The 19,336-nt window shown below is 53.1% G+C and carries 18 protein-coding genes; 6 read left to right on the top strand and 12 right to left on the bottom strand.

What is annotated here, in order from left to right:
- Position 1 precedes the first annotated feature (1 nt).
- The 8 genes from AOA63_RS02100 to AOA63_RS02135 form a co-directional block, all read right to left on the bottom strand.
- Entirely contained in the window at positions 2 to 1,996 is a 1,995-nt protein-coding gene (locus AOA63_RS02100) for a VirD4-like conjugal transfer protein, CD1115 family (RefSeq protein WP_053958163.1), read from the bottom strand.
- Positions 1,997 to 2,008: 12 nt separating this feature from the next.
- The gene (locus AOA63_RS02105; RefSeq protein WP_139061466.1) at positions 2,009 to 2,593 is read right to left on the bottom strand and encodes a hypothetical protein; all 585 of its coding nucleotides are present in this window, start codon (positions 2,591 to 2,593) and stop codon (positions 2,009 to 2,011) included.
- A 26-nt stretch (positions 2,594 to 2,619) separates the two neighbouring features.
- A complete protein-coding gene (locus tag AOA63_RS02110) occupies positions 2,620 to 4,365 on the bottom strand; it encodes a hypothetical protein (protein ID WP_053958165.1) in 1,746 nt (581 codons plus the stop codon).
- Entirely contained in the window at positions 4,362 to 6,086 is a 1,725-nt protein-coding gene (locus AOA63_RS02115) for a DEAD/DEAH box helicase (RefSeq protein ID WP_053958166.1), read from the bottom strand. The genes AOA63_RS02110 and AOA63_RS02115 overlap by 4 nt, the downstream gene beginning before the upstream one ends.
- A 10-nt stretch (positions 6,087 to 6,096) precedes the next feature.
- Complete coding sequence (locus AOA63_RS02120; protein ID WP_053958167.1) at positions 6,097 to 6,954, bottom strand: hypothetical protein; 858 nt, start codon at positions 6,952 to 6,954, stop codon at positions 6,097 to 6,099.
- Positions 6,955 to 7,033: 79 nt separating this feature from the next.
- A complete protein-coding gene (locus tag AOA63_RS02125; protein WP_053958168.1) occupies positions 7,034 to 8,506 on the bottom strand; it encodes a lytic transglycosylase domain-containing protein in 1,473 nt (490 codons plus the stop codon).
- A 29-nt stretch (positions 8,507 to 8,535) separates the two neighbouring features.
- Positions 8,536 to 9,312, bottom strand: a complete 777-nt coding sequence (locus tag AOA63_RS02130; protein WP_053958169.1) for a hypothetical protein — start codon at positions 9,310 to 9,312, stop codon at positions 8,536 to 8,538.
- 53 nt (positions 9,313 to 9,365) lie between these two features.
- A complete protein-coding gene (locus AOA63_RS02135; protein ID WP_053958170.1) occupies positions 9,366 to 9,872 on the bottom strand; it encodes a hypothetical protein in 507 nt (168 codons plus the stop codon).
- A gap of 1,112 nt (positions 9,873 to 10,984) precedes the next feature.
- Between AOA63_RS02135 and AOA63_RS02140 the strand changes: the two genes are divergently transcribed.
- The 5 genes from AOA63_RS02140 to AOA63_RS02160 all read left to right on the top strand — a co-directional run bounded on the left by AOA63_RS02140 (position 10,985) and on the right by AOA63_RS02160 (position 13,830).
- A complete protein-coding gene (locus AOA63_RS02140; protein ID WP_053958171.1) occupies positions 10,985 to 11,404 on the top strand; it encodes a hypothetical protein in 420 nt (139 codons plus the stop codon).
- 16 nt (positions 11,405 to 11,420) lie between these two features.
- Positions 11,421 to 12,053 (top strand): creatininase family protein, encoded by a 633-nt coding sequence (locus AOA63_RS02145; RefSeq protein ID WP_053958172.1) that lies wholly within the window; start codon positions 11,421 to 11,423, stop codon positions 12,051 to 12,053.
- A gap of 4 nt (positions 12,054 to 12,057) precedes the next feature.
- Positions 12,058 to 12,774, top strand: coding sequence for a UTRA domain-containing protein (locus AOA63_RS02150; RefSeq protein ID WP_053958173.1), 717 nt, complete (start codon positions 12,058 to 12,060; stop codon positions 12,772 to 12,774).
- Between the two features lie 602 nt (positions 12,775 to 13,376).
- Positions 13,377 to 13,616 (top strand): BrnT family toxin, encoded by a 240-nt coding sequence (locus AOA63_RS02155; protein ID WP_242848361.1) that lies wholly within the window; start codon positions 13,377 to 13,379, stop codon positions 13,614 to 13,616.
- The gene (locus AOA63_RS02160) at positions 13,561 to 13,830 is read left to right on the top strand and encodes a BrnA antitoxin family protein (protein ID WP_242848255.1); all 270 of its coding nucleotides are present in this window, start codon (positions 13,561 to 13,563) and stop codon (positions 13,828 to 13,830) included. Before AOA63_RS02155 ends, AOA63_RS02160 begins: the two co-directional genes overlap by 56 nt.
- Positions 13,831 to 13,944: 114 nt before the next feature.
- Here the strand turns inward: AOA63_RS02160 and AOA63_RS19575 are convergent, their stop codons facing one another.
- Positions 13,945 to 14,118 (bottom strand): hypothetical protein, encoded by a 174-nt coding sequence (locus AOA63_RS19575; protein WP_171822577.1) that lies wholly within the window; start codon positions 14,116 to 14,118, stop codon positions 13,945 to 13,947.
- Between the two features lie 771 nt (positions 14,119 to 14,889).
- On the opposite strand from AOA63_RS19575, the gene AOA63_RS20525 reads away from it, so the two are divergent.
- The gene (locus AOA63_RS20525) at positions 14,890 to 15,054 is read left to right on the top strand and encodes a DUF1778 domain-containing protein (protein WP_171822578.1); all 165 of its coding nucleotides are present in this window, start codon (positions 14,890 to 14,892) and stop codon (positions 15,052 to 15,054) included.
- Between the two features lie 347 nt (positions 15,055 to 15,401).
- Here the strand turns inward: AOA63_RS20525 and AOA63_RS20105 are convergent, their stop codons facing one another.
- The 3 genes from AOA63_RS20105 to AOA63_RS02170 all read right to left on the bottom strand — a co-directional run bounded on the left by AOA63_RS20105 (position 15,402) and on the right by AOA63_RS02170 (position 18,778).
- On the bottom strand, positions 15,402 to 15,890 hold the full coding sequence (locus AOA63_RS20105; RefSeq protein WP_242848256.1) for a hypothetical protein: 489 nt from the start codon (positions 15,888 to 15,890) through the stop codon (positions 15,402 to 15,404).
- On the bottom strand, positions 15,874 to 16,653 hold the full coding sequence (locus AOA63_RS20110) for a transposase (protein ID WP_242848257.1): 780 nt from the start codon (positions 16,651 to 16,653) through the stop codon (positions 15,874 to 15,876). The genes AOA63_RS20105 and AOA63_RS20110 overlap by 17 nt, the downstream gene beginning before the upstream one ends.
- 535 nt (positions 16,654 to 17,188) lie before the next feature.
- Complete coding sequence (locus AOA63_RS02170; protein WP_053958176.1) at positions 17,189 to 18,778, bottom strand: SIR2 family protein; 1,590 nt, start codon at positions 18,776 to 18,778, stop codon at positions 17,189 to 17,191.
- Positions 18,779 to 19,336 lie beyond the last annotated feature (558 nt).

Here is a 19,336-nt window from a genome sequence, read left to right on the forward strand (position 1 = left end):
GTTAAATGGTGCCGGGAAACCGGGTTTCCACAAAATCGGCCCCCGCAGGTGTGGGAGGCACGTCCGCTGGCACGTGATTTAAGGGATGGTCGTGCTGCGAGGGCGGTGCCGCATGATAGCGCGGCAGGGCTTGAAAGTCTTTCGATAAATCTTGGGGCTCCTCATCAGGCGCTGCGCTCCAGTCTTTTAAGACTTTCCACGCGCTCAAATCGGGCGCGGTGAGCACACCGGGCGCAAAGCCCGTTTGCAGAATCAAGGTTTTGCCGAGCGGCCACCGCAAAATTTCATCCGGTTGCACGAGCGGACGGCCTAACCATTGTTCCGATGAGGACGAGGTGATTTGCGGGCCTTGTTGCGTACTGGTTTGGGTCGTGCGAATCGTTTGGGTGCCGCATTTTTTGGATAAGGTGTCGGCGGTTTGCGGATCGGCGGTGCCGAGAAAGATCCACATGCCACACGACCCAGACAAAATATCGGCTTTTTTGTCATATTGTTCCGTCAGTTGCGCCAGCGCCTGCACCGCCAGGAGAAAGCGTAATCCCCGGCCCCGCCCCACGGTTAAGGCTTTGTCGAAATCGGGAATCGGCGGCAGATTGCCAAACTCATCCAAAATGAAATTCACTCGGCGCGGCAAACGGCCTTTCACGTTGGCCGCTTGCACCAAAAATTGAATGAGTTGGGTCAGAAACAGCGTTGCAATCGGATACCGGGTGGAATCCTCATCCGGGATCACACAAAAAATCGCCCAGGGTTTCGCTTGCATCGTGGCCACAATCTCAGTAGGCCGTTGACCCATCGGCCACGCGGCATCATGCGCGCTCGTCAGCCACGCCATATCGGGATCGGCAAAGAGCCGCAACGTGGAGGTGGCGGTCACATAAATACTTTGCCGGGTTTCCGGCGCGGCGGTGCGAATCATGGCATAGGCTTCCCGCGCCGGATGCCGTTCGGGAAAGGTGGTATCAAAATACCAATCCAAGGCTTGGCCTTGGGCATGCGCCATCAGAATTTGATAGGCACTAAAAAGATGTTGTTCTGCCGGCGCCAGTCCGGTTGCGGTGCTATCCGACACCGCTAGGGCTAAGGCGGCAATCAGCGTTTCCGCGGTATTGCTCCAGAGCACGTTATCCCCGCCCAAGGGCTGCTGCCCGACAATGGCGTGGGCTAAGGTCCACGCAGCCCGGCTGGCATCGGCCAACCGGTTTTCGTTTAAGGCCGCAATAATCGGGGCGAGGGGATTCCACCGGGTTTGGGGATGGCGCAAATCAAAGCGTAAGACCGCATAGCCGGCGTCTTGCAGCGGCTTGGCCGCCCAACTAAAGAGCTCGCCTTTGGGATCGCCCAAGACCAGACATTCTTGGCTTTGGGCCAGCCACGCTAAGGTGGGCAAAATAATGCGGCGGGTTTTGCCCACGCCGGGAATCCCAATGAGTAACGTATGCACATCCCCGGTGAGTAAGGCGGCTTGGTGGCCCCATTGGCCTAAAAAAATCCCGCCCGGTCCGGGACCGGGCGGAGGCGTTTGAGGATGTCCCTGACGCCGGACAGCCTCAGACATTTGGGGATCGGGTAACGCTAATTGACCCGCACGGGGAAGACTCAATGTTTTCACCGGGCGCAACTGCACGAAACCCGTCCATTCTTTGGCTCGGCGCCAGCGCGCCGAGCCATAGCTGGTGTGTTTAATGTTTTGTGTCCCCCACATGGACGCGAGCGGATTGTCGGTGCGGTCCGCTTCGGCTTTCCAGCGGAGATATCCCCATCCGGCGATAGCGAGGCCGGGAATCGTCCGAGAGGCAGCGTGCAACGCGGCAATATGCGTGAGGCGTGGCCAGCTACGCCACGGCCAAAACCCTTGATGCTGCCATAAAAACGGGGTCAGAGCCGGATCGTGCAGCGCATACAGGCTGAGTAACACCGCCGGTGTCGCGGCCCCAATCAGGACAGCTCCGAGAAACCACGTCAGCCAAAAACTGGCAGAACGCCACGGCGCCATCGCCACCCCTCCTTAGTCGTCCTCATCCGCCGCATCCGGCAGGCGATCGTGGAGCATCACCGCGACGCCCCACCGGTCTGCCATCACAGCGGGATCGGTGGCACTGGGATCCTGCACCGCCCAGTGTGAGCCCATCTCAATGGCTTGATCGATTAAGCGTGTGACGTCCGGATCGGTTAAGCGTCCCATGGGCAAGACCACCGGAATAATTAAATGGGGCGTCAAAACCCCGAGCACTATCGCGCCAAATTGCCAGCCCTGATCATATAACCGGCTCAAAGCCCTGATGAGAGATGGGGGCATATCGTAGAGTGAAAAATCAGGGTTGCTGTCGAAATCCTGGTCATCCAACTGGTCAATGTAGGTGCGTAGCGCTTTGAGGGCTGGCACCACATCGTGCAGATGACCGGTGGGCAACACTCCCGCTGTGAGGCCAAACGTTTGCGTGGCGGGTTGATACGGAAAGGCCATTAACACAATGAGGCGTTGGCCGTGAACCGAGGCCATAAAATCATGAAGGGCCTCGGCTAAAGGCGGCGGCAACAACGATAAGGCAGTCGAGCGGTCAAACGGCGTACCCGATTCAGAAATCATCACGACTTCGTCTCCTTTAATTGAAATGGTTAGGACAACTTCGGCGCTTGGGGCGTCTCCTCGGCATAAAACGCTTGGACGGTTGCCTGATGAATGGCTTGCATCACCCGGCGTTCTTGCGCGACTAAAGCGTTCGGCACCGGGGCATAACGGGGATTGATCTGGCGGGTGGCCATATCCTGGAGCAAATCCACGGGACTGGTCCATTTCTTGGCGAGCTTCGCTAAGGGCCCGTCATGATCTTTCCACGCGCTCTCGGTGGCATACGAGAGAATCTGGCCTTGGGCATTTTCTCGCCAGGCCACAAACGTGACGCCTTCATCATACGAGCCCCACCGCCAGCCTTGGTCGGGTCCATTGAGCTTGGGCACACGATCGGCGACGGCGAGTTCCATCAGACGCGGCGCTTCGTCCCACCGTTGGGCATCCGACCAGAACCAGCCAGGTTGCCGGCCTAGGGCTTCTAATTCGGCATGTACGCGCTCAAAGGTTTCGCCAATGGCCTCAGCCGGAACGGGGATGGAGGCTAACGGATGGGCTTTGTCTTCGGTTTTCCACGTGTGCTGCACGGGTTGGCCCGGTGCGGCGGGTTTGACCGTTTGCCGCCGGGCTTTAGTCAACACGAGATCCCAATGCCCATCGGGAGTGCCCGGTTCCGGCGGAATGGCAAACAGCCGGGCTTTAAACGCCGGCACATCCCGTACCCATTGAGACGGGGGCGTTTTCGGCGGCAACACCGCATCGGGAATGGGTAAGCCATCCCAATAGGCGTTGAGGGCCGCTTGCAGTCCGATCAACCGGTCTGCCGGAGCGTCCGGCAATTGCCGGGTCTCGGCCATTTTCAGGAGATATTGATGGACTTCCCCATGGGTCCAGGCGGGATCGTCATCCTCGGGATCGAGCGCATGGCGCCAGACAATTTTCCGTCCGACTTTAACCTGCATTTCCCCATCGGTGCGCGCGGTGGTGTCCGGTTCATGGGTGACGAGCCGGGCCCCCTCATGCCAGACATCTAACGCCGATTGCAGGCCGTGTTTGTGACGGGTGACGCCATCGGGCGCATCGGTGAGCACGCCCAAGGTCGAGGCTTCACACAGGGCGGGCCATTGCGACCGGGGCTGACCGTGGGTGATAGCGCGATCCAATTGGGCACTGACCACAAAATGGTTAATGCCGACGAGATCCGGATGCGCCGTTTGGCTCCACAACACCTGGGGCGGACGGGTGGCCGTGTCCAGCAATCGGATGGTGGCTTGGTCGTCTTCGGGACGATAGGTACTGACCAGGCGTAAGGTGTCGACGGTCGGATCGTCGTCATCCGTGAATAAGGTGGTCATGCCGCGCACACGGGCCGTCCAATCGCCGGCCATCGCCTCACGCCAGACGGTATCGGGCATCCTGTCTAAGAAATCGGCCATGGGTGCGGTGGGTGCCTGATCTAACGCGGATTGACAGAGCGCTTGCACGTGCTCCGGAGTCCAATGGGGATGGCGCGCCGGGACAGCGCTCAACACCTGAGTGAGTTGCCAATGGCGCCAGCCCGCGGCATAGGGATCGGTGGCTAAGGGTTCATCCTGTTGCCAAATCGGGGCGTCGCCGTCTAAAAAGCCGAGATGCCACGCGGCGTCATCCGGTGGCCGACCGGGTTTCAGGCGCCAGACTTCGTAATGGGCCGTCGCTTGGTGCGTGGGTTGATCGGTAATCAGCACCAGACCGGCTTCGGGCAGAGCCGTTTGGATGACGGCATGTTCTAAGGGGATACGCAGGAGAATCACGTCCTTTCTGAGGAATCTGAGGCCATAGAAGCTGCGGAAGTCGTGGCGGCGGGTTGCGCCGCCGCAATCAGTTGCGCGGCTTGGCGCATGATGCACTGGGGCGGGATGGGAATGTGATGGGCCACCAGCCAGCGGTGCTGCTTCGGCGTCAAGGGCTGGCGATCCATCGCCTCATGAATGAGCCGGGATGCCTCTTCTTGCGTCAAGACACCGGGATCAAAGGGAATATGCAACCGCCGCAAAAGATCTTGCTGTTTGGCGGACACGAGGCGGCGGCGCCAGGGCGCATCTTTGGCCGCAAAGGCGGTACGATTTTGCGCCCGCACCCAATCTTCCGCAATCCCTTGGGCATAGGGCAAGGGCACCGGCGCCTCATGCAGCGATTGGGAGCCCTCGGGAGAGACCCACGTCACCCGCCAGCCGTCCTCGGTGGGGGTCAGACAAATGCGATCACGCGGTCCGGCTTCGAGCCAGGGGCCGGCGGCATCGGCATGCCAGACAAACGGCGAATGCCCCAAGGCGTCCCAGGGCAAGGGAATCGGTTGCACGCCCGGCGTCCAGTCAGCCGGGTCATCGTGGACCGCACTGGGTTCTCGCGGTGTCCGCGCCTTGCGGGGTTTGCGCTCGTCCTCGTCGGGCACCGTCAAGGCGGTCACATCATAGGTCAAGGTATGGCTTTTATCCGTAACATCTAAAATGAGACAATCCGTTTTGCCGGGCGAAGGCCGCAACCCCCGTCCGGCCATTTGGATGTACAGACCGCGGGATGCGGTGGGCCGAGCCATGACCAGACAGGAGACTTGGGGTTCATCCCAGCCTTCCGTGAGCACCGCGCAATTGGTGAGCACGCGCAAGGTGCCGTTTGAAAAGGCAGCCAGCCGCCGCCGTCGTTCCGTCAGGGAGAGCGACCCGTCAATCCAGTCCGTCGCAATACCCTGTGCCGCAAAAGTTTCCGCTAAATGGCGGGCATGGGCGACATTGACCGCAAAAACGACGGTCTGGCGGTCTTCGGCATACTGGCGCCAACTGTCGACAATAATTTTATTGCGTTCAGGGGTATCGACGGCCAAGGCTAAATCTTTTTCCGAGAAATCGCCATGATGGGTCCGCACGTGCCGCAGCACCGTGGGAGTCACGATGCGGTAGCCCCGGACGGGAACGAGGTAGCCTTGCTGAATGAGCGTGGGCAAATCCAGCCGATAGGCCGTGGTATCGAAGAAATCCGTCAGTTTCTTGCCGTCGGTCCGCAAAGGCGTGGCCGTAATGCCGAGTAGCACCCGGCGATCGGTTTGGGTCACAAGGCGGTGCCACAGTTGTTGGTAGGTCGCAGCCCCAATATGATGGGCTTCATCGACAATAACCAAACGAAAGGGATCGGTGGCATCTTGCGTCAGCAAGCCCTCTTGCGCCAAAGACCGGGAAACCGTTTGCACCGAGGCCACCACGTACCGCCGGTGCCATTCCCGGCGGGGCCCCTGCACAATCCCGATATCCGCAGCCGGCACGGTTAAATGCAGCTTGGCGACGGATTGTTGCACCAACTCGTCCCGGTTAACTAAAAAAAGCAAGCGGCCTCGCGACTGCCGGGCCAAATCGGCGGCAATGACCGTTTTCCCCGCGCCCGTCGGCAACACCGCCAAGACCCGCCGAAAGCCTTGCCGGACGGCCGACTGAATCGCGTGAACGGCCTCGGTTTGGTAGGGACGGAGTTGGAGTGGCATGATGCACCTCCTAGGATGAGGACGCCGACACGGCAAAGAAATCGCCGGCTTTGGCGTTAGCGGGAAATTGTTGCGTGACAAGATTTTGCGGCGTCACCTTATATAAATCCGGGCCCAGAGACCAGGTGTGCGAATGCGGTGCACCAAAAATTTGGATTTGAATCAACGACCCATCGGGTAAGGCTGTCGGTAAAATCCCTTCGTCTTGCGGATCTTTCCAATAGACGGGCAGATAGACATTGATCGTGGTCGAGGCCGGAGCCCCCGGTTGAGCGGCTGTCCAGGTCGCCGTCCAGGCCACCGGATTTTCAACATGCCCGGTCACATTATCCCAAGGCAGCGTGCCGCCCAATAACGGGGAATATTGGACGTTGGTTTCGAGTTGCCACGCAAAATGCAGTGGCCAGAAAATGGGTTGCGGTAATTTTTGGGCTTGACTGATGGGCGTATTGACTAAATTCGTGGACACGGCCTGCCACTGAATCGCCTGATGTGGACGGGCAATGGCATAATACAGAAACCCATGATACGCGTGCGGTTCCAAGACTAAGGCACTGGGCAATGGCAAGTTCCAACCAGGTTGATCGGCCACGATATCGAGGGGATAGACCGGGTGATGTAATTGACGGGCTAAATCGGCTTGCACGGCTTGACTCCACGCCACCGATCCAAAAGCCGCGGTGATGGAGGACGCCGGAGAAGTCGACGCCGCTGAGCGGGAAGCCGACGCCTGATGGGCGGTATGGTGGACCGCATGCGCCGGATGCGAAGACGCGGGATGCGAGGCCGTGGTCTGGGTGCCACATCCGGCGAGAAAAAGCGGAATCAGACTCCATACGACACGGCGTGCCAGAAAACGACTCGGCATAACAGCACTCCTTTGAGCAAAATAATCAGACACTATCCGAAACAATTCGTGAGACATCTCCAAAAATCCTGTTCAGCCGTTACGAAGAAAACGGACCAGGCAAATTTTCATCCGAGGCGGCCATTTGGGCATAAGCCGCCACATCGAGAGCATATTGCGCCAAGCTCAAGGTATTGCCAGCTTGGGGATCGGGCACCACGTTGGCTAACAGCGATTCAGCTTGTGTCCACGACATGCTCGGTGTGACCCCGGCGTCTTCGACAGCTCCGGCACCTCCGTAATACGCCGAAGACGCTAAGTACCAAGACTGAAACTGTTGATAATTTTCGGCCAGCAGTTCCGCGCCTAAAATGAGATTTTCTTGGGGGTTATGCCGGGCCCCTGGATAGTATCCCGGTAAGGATGCTGCGGTTTGCGGTTCCAGTTGCATCAGACCAAAAGCGCCGCCAGGACTTCCGGCGTCGGGACGGCCTCCCGATTCTAAGATCATTTCCCCGGCAATCCATGCCGCCGGAACTCCGGTGCGTTGACTGGCGACGAGAATGTCTTGCCACCAATGTTGGATCGCGGCTTTAATGGACGTGGGATTATACCCCGGTGTATTGCCGTTGCCGCCACCGCCTCCGACAGAAAATCCGGTCGCACTCGGCAACGTGACAGAGAGCGAAAACGTCGGCCAATGGGCCGTAATCGTGACGGGATGTTGTTGATTGACAATCACATCCGCGCCCCACACTGCGGCATGCGGCCACGCCGGGACTTTTTGCCCAGCGGGGATCAGCAGGGACGAGAGCATCGGCCCGTTATAGCCGTCGCTTTTAATGGTGACGGATGTGGGCGGTTCCACCATGGAAACCGCAATATTATTGGGCACACAGACATCCTTGCCATGAATCCAAGCACAGGTGGGCGGTTTCCAGGGTACTTCCGTTGGGAGGCCGACGGGGGCACTGCCCGCGACCAGCACCCACGTTTTGGCGGTGGACCCGGAAGGATACTGCCATTGGCCGTTTTTCCAGCCGGTAGCCGGCCAGGCCGCAATCATCGGACTCGTCGATAAGGCCACGATATCTTGTTTGGTGGCATGCACAAAATCGCCGGGCGGATTTTGCGTGGCGCTCATGAATTCGGCGAGACTGTTACTTTTGTAATGGTGCGCATCCCAATCGGCCTTGAGGACGGGCACGGCGGCATTAAAATCTTTCAGCGGATGTCCGGTCAGATGCGGATTGGGCGAGGCAAATAAGCCATGGCCATGCGTTTGATCGCTGAGCACCGCGCCATTGGACAAATTTTGGATGACCGCAATCCAGACGCTATTGGGAATGGCGGCATAGACATGGTTGGCGGCGGTGACATGGTATGACAAATTGATCCATTGATCGCTAAACGCCGGGCTTTGGGGAAAGGGAGGAGGGTCCGACGCCTGATGGAAGGCTAAGCCGCCGATGAGCATGAGGACGGGCACTAGGACAATGATGAGCAGGGGCACGCCGAATAACCCGCCACCGACAAAAGCCGCGGCCAGAAAAAGTCGACGTTGCTTAAACATAGAAGAAATCCCTTCTGCTGCCAACGATTTTAACGACGCCGGACGACATAAATGATCTCTTGAGGAAAGAGGATGCGAATCATATCCAATAGACTCTGTTGGCGTGGAGACAATCGATGTTGGATAAGAATTCGCGATGGAGTAGACACAATATCTTCGGAAGGAATGCCTAAAATCGACGGTAACTTGGGAGCAAGAGATTGATAATGGTGTAGAAGGATAAATTGTTCCCGCGTTTGCCGGGAATAGAATTCGCGCGACAATCTCGGCTTGTCCGTATTATATTGCGCTTTTTTAATCAACGACAAGGGACCGTCCACGAGCACGAAAGTCGCTACGCCAACACGACGGACGACGTCATGGGCGACGAGGCCGGGATAGTACCGACGGCACCACTGATTGACGAGTAAGCGTAATCCTAAGCGATCTTCAAATGTCACGCGTAATTGTTCGGGATTGGGAAAATGGTTCGACAAGGGGGCATTCGAGCTGATAAATCCGCGAATTTTGGTGTGGAGAGGCAGGGATCCCAAAGGGGTGAGTGGCGTAAGGTGGTAGTGCGTAATGTGGGTGTTAAACAGGGTCCTTTTGTCCTTAACGATAAACCAAAAAGAGCGGCGATGAAGCATAGCATAATATAACTTTTGTCGCTCAAGCAATCGGGATAGCGATAAACCGAGCAATTGAGAGTTTTTAACTCGATACTGATGCATTTGCCCAATAAACATTGCGGACAAATAATAGGCCCTGTGATGAGAATGGCGCACAACGAAACGATGCAGAACACGATCGAAAGTGATAGACATACCGATCGACCCTCCTGAACATTGAGGAATAATTTATCAGGATTTTAAATGGACTACGGGACCAAATGACCGAGAACCGTCGCCACCACCGTTTCGGGCATTGACAATGGGAAACTGGACGGCCAATGAATAGGAAGAGACTGTAAATATGGCACGATTTGCGCTGGTTCCACAGGAATAAGCGATTCTGCATGAAGATAGACCTTGATAGCGTGTTGGACGCCAGAAGACAAGGGCGCGAAAGACAACAAAATGACATAACCAGACAGCAAACAGTGCTTCTGGCGTGTCTGAGGCACCAAAGGAATAAATGGAATCACTCGATGTGATTGAGCCCAGTGAGCCGCACGGTAAAGCATACGGTTTTCCTGATTGAGTGGGACATCCATTAAATACATTTGTGAGAAAGATTGACCGATGACATGCTCCCACGGAGTTAAGGATTGATGTTTGAATTTGAGTTTTGTCGGCACGGCAGAGCGCAAGCGCGGAGTGGCCGACGGTTTGTGATGCACTGACGGATGCACAATCCAATCATAGAGAGGCAGAAAATAAGCCATTGAAATCCCACACTCCTTATGCACAAAAATCTAGCGTGGGTACCCTACCTTGAGGCACAAGCTTATGACATTAACAATGGAGAAAAGAAAAAATGTAGACAAAGTTGAGAGCTTCATTAGGAATCGTCGCACGATCTGAGCGTGACTTGGCCTGCTGCTGACCGAACACAAGAGACGGATGAAACGTAGTTGGGCCGGGAGCACACAAACGAAAAAGCCGCTACTCAGTCGGCTCTCCTTCAGCACTTGCAACTCTGTCGGGTAGAAGATTTGGCGTGATGTCGTACGATATGTACGCCCTTCCCAGTAGCCTCTGAGGCCCCGCAATCGTTGTGGGAGGTGAAACGAATCGGGGGGTGCTCGCCTTGGAACCTGATCGGAGAGCAAAACCGATCAGCTAACATCATACGGTACACGGGGACAGCGTGTAGTGCGTCCTCACGAACGACACCTGGAGCCGTATCGCACCTTTTCTTTACGATACGCTTTACGTACACACAGAGGCGCACGCAAGCCAGACCTGATGTTAGAAAACAGCGCGTCAGTTGACGGCTGTGCTCAAGACCGTTGGGCACTTAAAGGATACCGTCTGGATCCGATAGCGTAATTGGCTACGTCACACCGTCTCCCAAATACACCGTGTGAGCATCGCGGAATCCTTCAGAACGCTTGGGTCTTAACGTCCGAGAGCGGAATTGCGGACGTGTGCCTGGCCCCAACAAGGACTCTCATCCTTGTCACTCAACTCTCGTAGATTGTGAATCATGGCTGCGAGAGTCAGCACTTTATGATTATCATATTAAATAAGTTACCCTCATGAATCAAGATCTTAACGGCATTTTTGTAATGAAATTTATCGAATAAACAGATGTTTGTATCGAGTCAACACGCGGAACATCTCATCGAAGGTCCTGTTTATAATGTTTTTGTTTATGGTAAATTGTCTATGAATATTCTCAAATTACATTCGGGGAGGACTTATTGATGAAGTTGAATAATTAGGTTTCTCATCGGTTTTTGCGTAAAATATGGTACAGTAAACCCAACAAGGAGGTGAGAACATATCAAGGCGACGGCGACCTCCTTCTGATCCCACAGCATGGCCTTTTGTCTTGCCTTATGTTAGCGGTCTGCGTTTAGGCCCAATTATTCACGAGACACGAACAGCCCATAATCTCGGGTTATCGGAATTAGCTCAAATGGCGACTCCGTATTATCGAACGTATCGACCGCATGCGGCCCGTACAATTACACCGCAACAAGTGTTTGCGTTAGAAGCGGGAAAAATGCACTCGTGTGACCCAGCTCTGGCCGTTGCATTGGCCCAAGCGTTAGATCTTCCTTGGGAAGAGGTTTTACTCTGGGAATGGCCCGTCCCGGAACAAGCACTTCCGGACTTATGGGTTACTCTAACGGGACTCGGATTAAACCCCGATCAAATTCGGGCGGCTTTAGCCTTCGTCGACTTTGTCAGGGTTTATCCGCCTTATCGCCAAGGGGAGCATAAAAAATCTTCACATTTACAAAACTAATTTTGGAGGAATCAGTATGCGCTGGTTACCGATTGGGAGCTGGGAACCACATGGCGGACATCTCCCCTATGACACCGATACGCGCATTGCCATCGCTCTCTGTCACGCCTGCGCTCAACCCCAAGATACGGTGTTGCCGGCCATCCCGTATAGTTGTTCCTTTGAACATCGGGGATTGGGCCAAGTGGTCAGTATTCGGGTCGCGCACTTCGCCGCCCTTCTCACCGATATTGTGTGGGCCCAGAGTGATCCTCTGGTCATTATTAATGGTCACGGCGGGAATCAAGTTTTAGGAAGTCTCGTCCAGGAATGGAATGCCGATGGGGCCCGCGTGTTGTTGCTCCCGGACCGGGCGCATTGGGCCGCGGCCTATCAGGCGGCAGGGTGGGATTTTGGGCCTCACGAGGACATGCACGCGGGGGCGTTGGAACGCAGTCTCCTCCTCTATTTGGCTCCGGAAACCGTTACTTCTGAAATTCCCGCTGATGTCTCCCAACCCAATCGTCCGTATTTTTCGGCAAGCGGTATGCACGGTTATACCGTATCCGGTGTAATCGGATATCCAACTGCCGCCACGGCAGAAGCAGGACAAACAGCGTGGAATGCGTTAACCGAAACGATACGCGATGTGGTGAAAGGATGGAAATGACTATTTGAGCGATGGATACCAACCGCGTCGGTGGGATGAGATTTTTAAGACATTACAACAAGAAATCGATCAAGGGCAATGGCCACCCGATACCATTTTTTTGACCGCGGAAGCGATTGAAAAACGGTTTAGCGTCTCGATTGCCACGGCGAATCGCGTGCTTCAAGAACTCGAAATCGGGGGATGGCTCTATGGCGCACACGGTGTGAGAGAACGTCGTGTCGTAGGCACCCGCAGTGTGTCGGATCGCACGACGGAGTTTTTGCGTGATCCAGCATGGAAACACCCTTGGGTGCAAACGCTGGCCGCTGAGGTTGATAACACCCCCCCAAACTGGGTAACGCAATGGATGGGAACTGGCCCACTCTGGCGGTGGAAAGCACTGCAAGGTGATGGAATCATTATCGTTGCCATCTCCGAAGGATGGTATGCCGTGGATTCTCCAGTCCGGGCCTATGCGAAAGCTCCCGGACCGAACTTTTACGGTTTGCTAGAAGCCCACTATGGGTTACTAGCCGGGTTTCAAGAAACGGTGTCTGCACGTTTAGCTGATTTTGACGAACGGAAAGCGTTTCACGCGATAGGGCGAGCCCCATTGCTTGTCTTACAAATCGATCGTGTCACCCGAACCCGAATGGGCAACGTGATTGAAGTCGTCCGCTTGGTGGATCGGGCTAGTCATTACCACCTTCAGTATGAAGTGCCATATCGACACTTTTAGTAACATTGATACTGACACTGCATATGCCTCGGTGATTTTTTGCGAGAACAGACTTACAAAACACCCAGTTCATGACATCCAAATCAAATTCCGTAATACGCTTAAAGACGGTTCGCTCAAATATTGGATACCAAACAGCCGCAAGATCCAAGAGCTATTACCGTAATCGTCGAATGGAGAGGAATTCTTTGTTAGTGTTGTCAATGAGAGCGGCTCTCCGCATCCAAATGATGATGCCTTATGTCCGGTGCTAGCAGCGGTCTATATGTCTCAAACGGACATACGCATTGTAAGTCAACAAATGATCTTCCGGCTCGTAAAATTCATACAGCACTATATAATTCCTAGAATCGGGCGGTGCAAGTATCTTGCGCCGCCGAGTTTCCTGTCATCCCGAAGTCAATACAGGTTTTTAGTATTTTTTACGTTAGTGGACTTAATGGTTTTTGGACGGAGGAAGCCATTTCTTTTGAATCCACATGAACCCGGTTAAATAATGTAATACCTTTTCGTTTGGCACGACAGTTTCGAGTCGGTATAATGAAGGTATGGAGTTGGAATGGGATGAGGATAAGCGGCTGAGGAATCTCGAAAAGCATCAGATGGATTTTGCCGATGCCGCCAAACTGTTTGCGAGTCCCCGCTTTGAATGGCGGGATGAACGTCACGACTACGGGGAAGAGCGCCGAGTGACAATCGGCCTGATTGCCGGACGGATCTGTGTGTGCGCGTATACTCTCCGTGGATCACATTATCGGATTATTTCCTTAAGGAAGGCGAATGCCCGTGAACAAGCACGATATCGACAAACCCTCGCAGACCAATTGGAAGGCCGTAGATAAATTGGAGGACGCAGACCTCTACGATGAAGACTTGCCAGAACTCAGTGAGACATTCTGGCAGAATGCAGTTTTCATTCCGGGACCTAAAAAGCAACTCACCTTACGTATCGATGCCGACGTAGTAGAATACTTTCGCGCCCAAGGACCTGACTATCAACGTCGGATGAACGCTGTGTTACGCCATTATATGGAAGTGCAACGCCGACGTTCCTAAATTTCTTGCTCTCGGGGGCACGTGGCATGTAACCTCATAGCTGGAAAATGCGGTGGCACAAACTTCCAGCCTGGGCACTAATCCCTTATGGCATGGGTTTGGCGAAAATGACTGTCAGCAAAGTCTGGCTGATCGGCCAATACCATTGGCATTACGGTTAATCCCCGGAATGTTGTCTTCTGACTGACTAGTGAGGTTCTCGTTATTCAATAAATCCTCAATCACAGCCGTCTGGAGACGACGCTCGCTTATATTGGGATGAAATTGATAGTCATAGACTTGCATCAAGAACCGCCCCACCTTGACGGTGGGAATGTTTTACGCTTATGACCCGGGACATCAATTGGCGAAACCCCACCATGAAAAATGGGGAAGGACTCAGGGGCTAACGACGGGGGAGTGCCCAGAATGATGGCAGCCGTATTGATAAAAACCGGGCCGCGCGTATACTCTAAGTCAGAGAGCAACCGCTCCTGTGTTGCCCCGTCGCGCTACCGTGACGTAAGGCGCTTTGCAGAGAAAGAGCAGAGTACGCAAGGTCTCCCCAGTGAAGTTGCCCGCTGTATTTTTTAACGGTAACCTGGCCTAAATGATGGAGGAGCAGTGCCAACCGTTGAAATCGCCCTTCATCATCTCTCGTGGAATCCACATGTTCAGACAAAGAGCAGTTCGTCTTCTGGCTTTTATGGTAACGCCTCAATTATCGGCCCTTACGGTCCCTCCCCGGAATAGATCACAAGATGGTATCCAGTGCATGTTCGCGTCTCTGGACAACCAGCTCAGTCAAGTCGTGTTCGGGTGTCGTTGTTGCAGACATTGGCAAAACAACAAGTTTACATAAGATTTCTTATAGGACATCTTTCTTCTGCTCAATTCGGCGAGTTTCTACAAGGCGGCAGCGTTCCCTATTCCGCCATTTAGCACTTTGGCGTAGAATAACCTAGGAAAAAGAGCAAAATATGATTACAATGAATAAAAAACGGATAGCACGCTTAGAAACACAAAAACAAACGATTGAAATAGCGGCTGCCGCTATAACGGGCGTGAGCATTTCAGATTTTGTCTCAGTGGCTAGTCGCTGTAAGACATCATGCTGAAAACGTTCTGGCACAACATCAAAACATTCAGCTGAGCGATCAAATCCGTCGGCAATTTACCGAAATGCTTCGGACTCAGACCACTCGGCGCCCCCCGTGCTTTGCGCGACGCAAAGTGTTGTCATGACGAAATAGTTGAGTCCGGCTAAGCATATAATCCTGAGTGTGGTAGTCAACGACTACCACGTGGTCCAACATACTTCGCAAATCGGCGTTCCCATAAACGATGAATTCCAACGCAACAGGTTATGCTATTTGTGATTAACAAAAAATATCTTTTTGTTCGCGAGTTTTTTGCGCTGTAGTGGATTTCGGTTTCTGCGCGTATCTCATGCAGCCGGTTTCGATCCCGATTTCCACGAATCATTCGCCCATGGGCTATCCCCCAGATCGCTGAGAACGGGTTATGCCGATGCCAACCAGCGGCCCGTGGGGCCGCTACGAATTCCCACAATCTGTCGGGGATTCCGGACTTTACCCGACGAGCTGCCGCATCCGCTCCGGTTGCCGTTGCCGCATGCGTCCCAACGCCATTGCTAACATCACAATGAGAGCCATTCCACACCGGAGTTGCATCTTCCGAAGGCCCCGAATCGTATGGAGTTCCAACCCGAACGAGACATCTAATCGACTGTTCACCCGTTCCACGGCCGTGCGATGGGCATATTCCCGGGCCCATCGATAACTCGCCCGGTCAATCGGCGTAAAGATTCGCCGGTCCGTCTTTAAGGGGATCCGCATCCCCTGGGCCACAGGGCAAGTCGTGTGACCGGCACAGGATGCGCCCGCAAAGCGGGCGGGGCATCGTTTTTTGAGCGCGTGTCGGGTCTTGTCAAATCCTCCGTGGCTCATCGTGTGGACCTGCCCCGTCACGGGATCGTGACAAAATACCTCGCCCCGATAATTATAGGTCACCGTCGGGTGACTCGGCAGGACTCGCGTGGCATCAGGATCCCGCCACATATTCCGGATATCGATCACTGGCTTGATCTGGTAGGTATCCCAGCAGGGCGGCCCGTGACAGCAGGGCGGGATGGCGGTCGTGGAGATGATTCAACAAGGGCTGCGCCCGGCTGACATCGGACACCGAGGCTTTCGTCACCTCCCACGCCACCGGCAATTCGTACGTCGCATCCACCACCAGGTGCAGCTTATACCCGAACCACTGGACGACTTTACTCCAGCGGGTCCCGTCCTCATGAACGCCCCGGTATTCCTTTCGACCGAAGTCGGCATCCACGTCGCGGCGCCCATCAGCACCAGAGTTTTTGGCGGGCCGCACGGCCCGCGAGGGAATGGCTTTACTATCGATCGCTAAACGATGACCGAAATCCGGAAGCACGGCCGTGATGTCCTCCACGAGCTGCTCAAACAGCGCGTCTATCCTGTCCTGTTCGGCCATCAGCCGACGCAAAAACCGGGTGTACGCCGATGCCGGCGGGACGGCCGCGTTGCGAAACCCACACAGTGCGCGCAGTTGGGCATTACGAGCCAGTTCCCGACGGAGGCTTTCGATGCTCAGGTGTTGGAAAACCACACCAGCTAACACGGAATTCCACATCGCGCGGACAGGATAGTCATTGCGCCCGCGTCCGCGGGCGGTGTCTAAGTGCCGCATCAGGGCGTCGTCCGGCACCGTATCCAGAACCAGCACGAGGCGTTCCAAATCGCCCAATTCTTGAAGATCTTGCCACGAAAACAGCGAGAGTTGTGGTATGATAGCCATGCGGGAGAGCTCCTTTCGGAAAATTGTGGTTGGTACTTCAATTTTACCAGAGCTCGGCCCGTTTTTCTTGTGTTCAAGCGTTTTCCGGGATGATGGCACGGTTTGCCGCGGGTGGGGTCAAATCCGCCTTCGGCCCCTGAACCCCATCGGAAAACCCACATATCGCCGTCATTTTATGGGGGAAAATTCTTGAGGGGTAACGCTCCATCCCGCGTCCCTCAAGGGTTTTTCGACAGCGCAATTACCTCGTTCGCACAGATATTAAAAGCAGCCATTAAAGAGTTGAAAAATGCCTCTCTTGTCCTTAGACCTAAAACGTCTGCCCTACATACATAACTTTGTGCACTGCATACACATTGAACTGTCGTGCAACTTACTAATTCCCTAGACCACCCCAATAAGGGAGGTAAAGTGATTGGATTTTTCTGTAAAATTTCCGCACAATATTCATCAAGATTACAAAACAGAAAAGCAAATGTTATTTAAGTATATTAATATTATAAGGATAGTACCGCTATATTTTTGTGCGATAGATTTACATTAGAGCAAATTCAGTAACATCCTGATTATCGTATCCCTGCCCATTTTTATAAGATTTTACAAGCAGATTCCAATGTTCATCTTTCTTTAATATCCGTATATGCCAAAAGGATTGGATTGGGTTAGATTTCTCGGTCGTATCAAACACGTATTGGGAAAGAGCCTTAAAAGGAATTCGCAAGATTTGTTTCGGTTCGGGTGCACCACAAACCAATAGGACATAAGCCTCATTGGCGGCCTTACATGCGTTTTGTTGATACCCATGAAAACCAAACCAATAACGTTCGTATTCATCGGTTTTACTGTGATTTTTGGAACATAAAATTACTACAACCATCTGATTATCAGCAGTCGAAAAAACTGTACGGGTAGACGATTCAGCTAGTTTTAGAGGATTCAATGAAAGATTATAATTGTCTTGCAGAATATTCACCACTTGACGTCGCCATAGGGCGTAGTCGTTGTTGAATGATTGGGCCAAATCAAGGGTACCCTCCAATGACGATGCAGAAAGGACTTCACCGTTTAAAGCCAAGCCTTCCCTAGAATCCTGGCTCCGAGCTTCATCTTCAGCTTCACGCCTATTAATATACTGACGAAAATCACTCTTTAGTCGATTCTGTACGTTATTCCATTTGGGCCACCCAGCGCTGTTTGACAAATTTGCTTCTGACAGATTTAACTCGTCTTCAATATGTTGATATATTTTCTGGTAGTCTCTACTTTCCTCTTTACCACACCATGAAGGTGCCATAAAAAAGTGGACAAATTCTGCCATTAAGTTTTCAAAGGTGTCTACCGATACCCATTTCACAGGAATTCTATACCTCAATTCGAGATTGTCCAACCACGGCAAAGAGGGCGCTGTGGACGAGACCCAGTATATGCTTTCCGAGAACACCGTTGAGTCAAGTTCAGCCAAATTCAAAAACATTTTACTTACACCTAAATCGTTCCCACCGTATCCGATAACAATGAGGGCGCGGCCTTTTAGAATACGACTTAAATGAGTTTCAAATCCTTGTAATCGTTCCTTTTGCGATGCGATGTCGCTCAGTGGCTCAAATTGTGCTGTTCCATGGAGAGGTATTATAATTGGGTTTTTATCATCAGATTGAATAAATCGAGACAGCGTTGATTCGGGTACATGACGCGGCAAGAGTCTGTATTCATCGTCTAAATATCCGTACCAGTATAGCGCAGTTAATAGTAAGTCATCAAAGTTAGTTGTAAGCGCGATGTTAAAACGCCCTTGGAGAACCGGGTGCGTCATTAACTGAGCCAATACATAATATCCCCACCCTGGCATTCCCTGACTGCATACATCCTCAATAGCCTTTTGAAAGGTGAGCCGCCCCGGGAAACGTTCAGCTATTTTATCAAACGTGCTATTCCCGGACGCTAAGGGAAATTCTTTCTCCCAATAGGTTACGAGCTCACTAGCCGCCGGAATACCAGAGCTTCTTGAACACCCTGCTCCGATAAACCAAGCGAATTGGCGGAAATGTGGGTAATTATGGTTGTTACGAGACCGCAACGGGAAAAAAATTTCTCTTAGAAATTCGCTTGCGTTTAATTGCTTCATAATAAAGCCTTCCTATCAATTCGGTATAGTTTTGTCGGACAATCTAAGTTATTACCTGCTAAATTAGATAACCATGATGTCCACTGTTTTAAATAAATCTAAATAAACTTGATGTTTCCTGCTCTGACTTTCCTAGGTCTCTTAAGAAATATTTCTTTTCTTAATTTTGTATTATCTGTTTCAGGTTAACCTCATTTGGTTACTATCACGAGGGATTGACGAATTTGATACGCTCATTATTCGACAGCACTTGGTGTTTCCGGTAAGGCCATTGGCCCGAGAGCCGGGAAAATGGATACTCGCCGGCTATGAGTGTCACAGTCTTTTCTCCCTTGAGCATTTCGAATACAATCTGTGCCCTGAATGTCGGCATGTAATGTTTTGTTTCGCCATAGTGTGTCCAGTATAACACTTGAGGGCCTCCAATTTTGTCTAGATTTCGGGGACCACTACATTTCTATTGGGTACCGCGCATCCAACGAGAATATGTGTCTAACGAACTTTTGTTCTCATAAATATCTTTGAGATAGTTCGACGATCGACTAACAAAGAAATCGA

This window comes from Sulfobacillus thermosulfidooxidans (assembly GCF_001280565.1).
In the GTDB taxonomy this organism is placed as follows: domain Bacteria; phylum Bacillota; class Sulfobacillia; order Sulfobacillales; family Sulfobacillaceae; genus Sulfobacillus; species Sulfobacillus thermosulfidooxidans_A.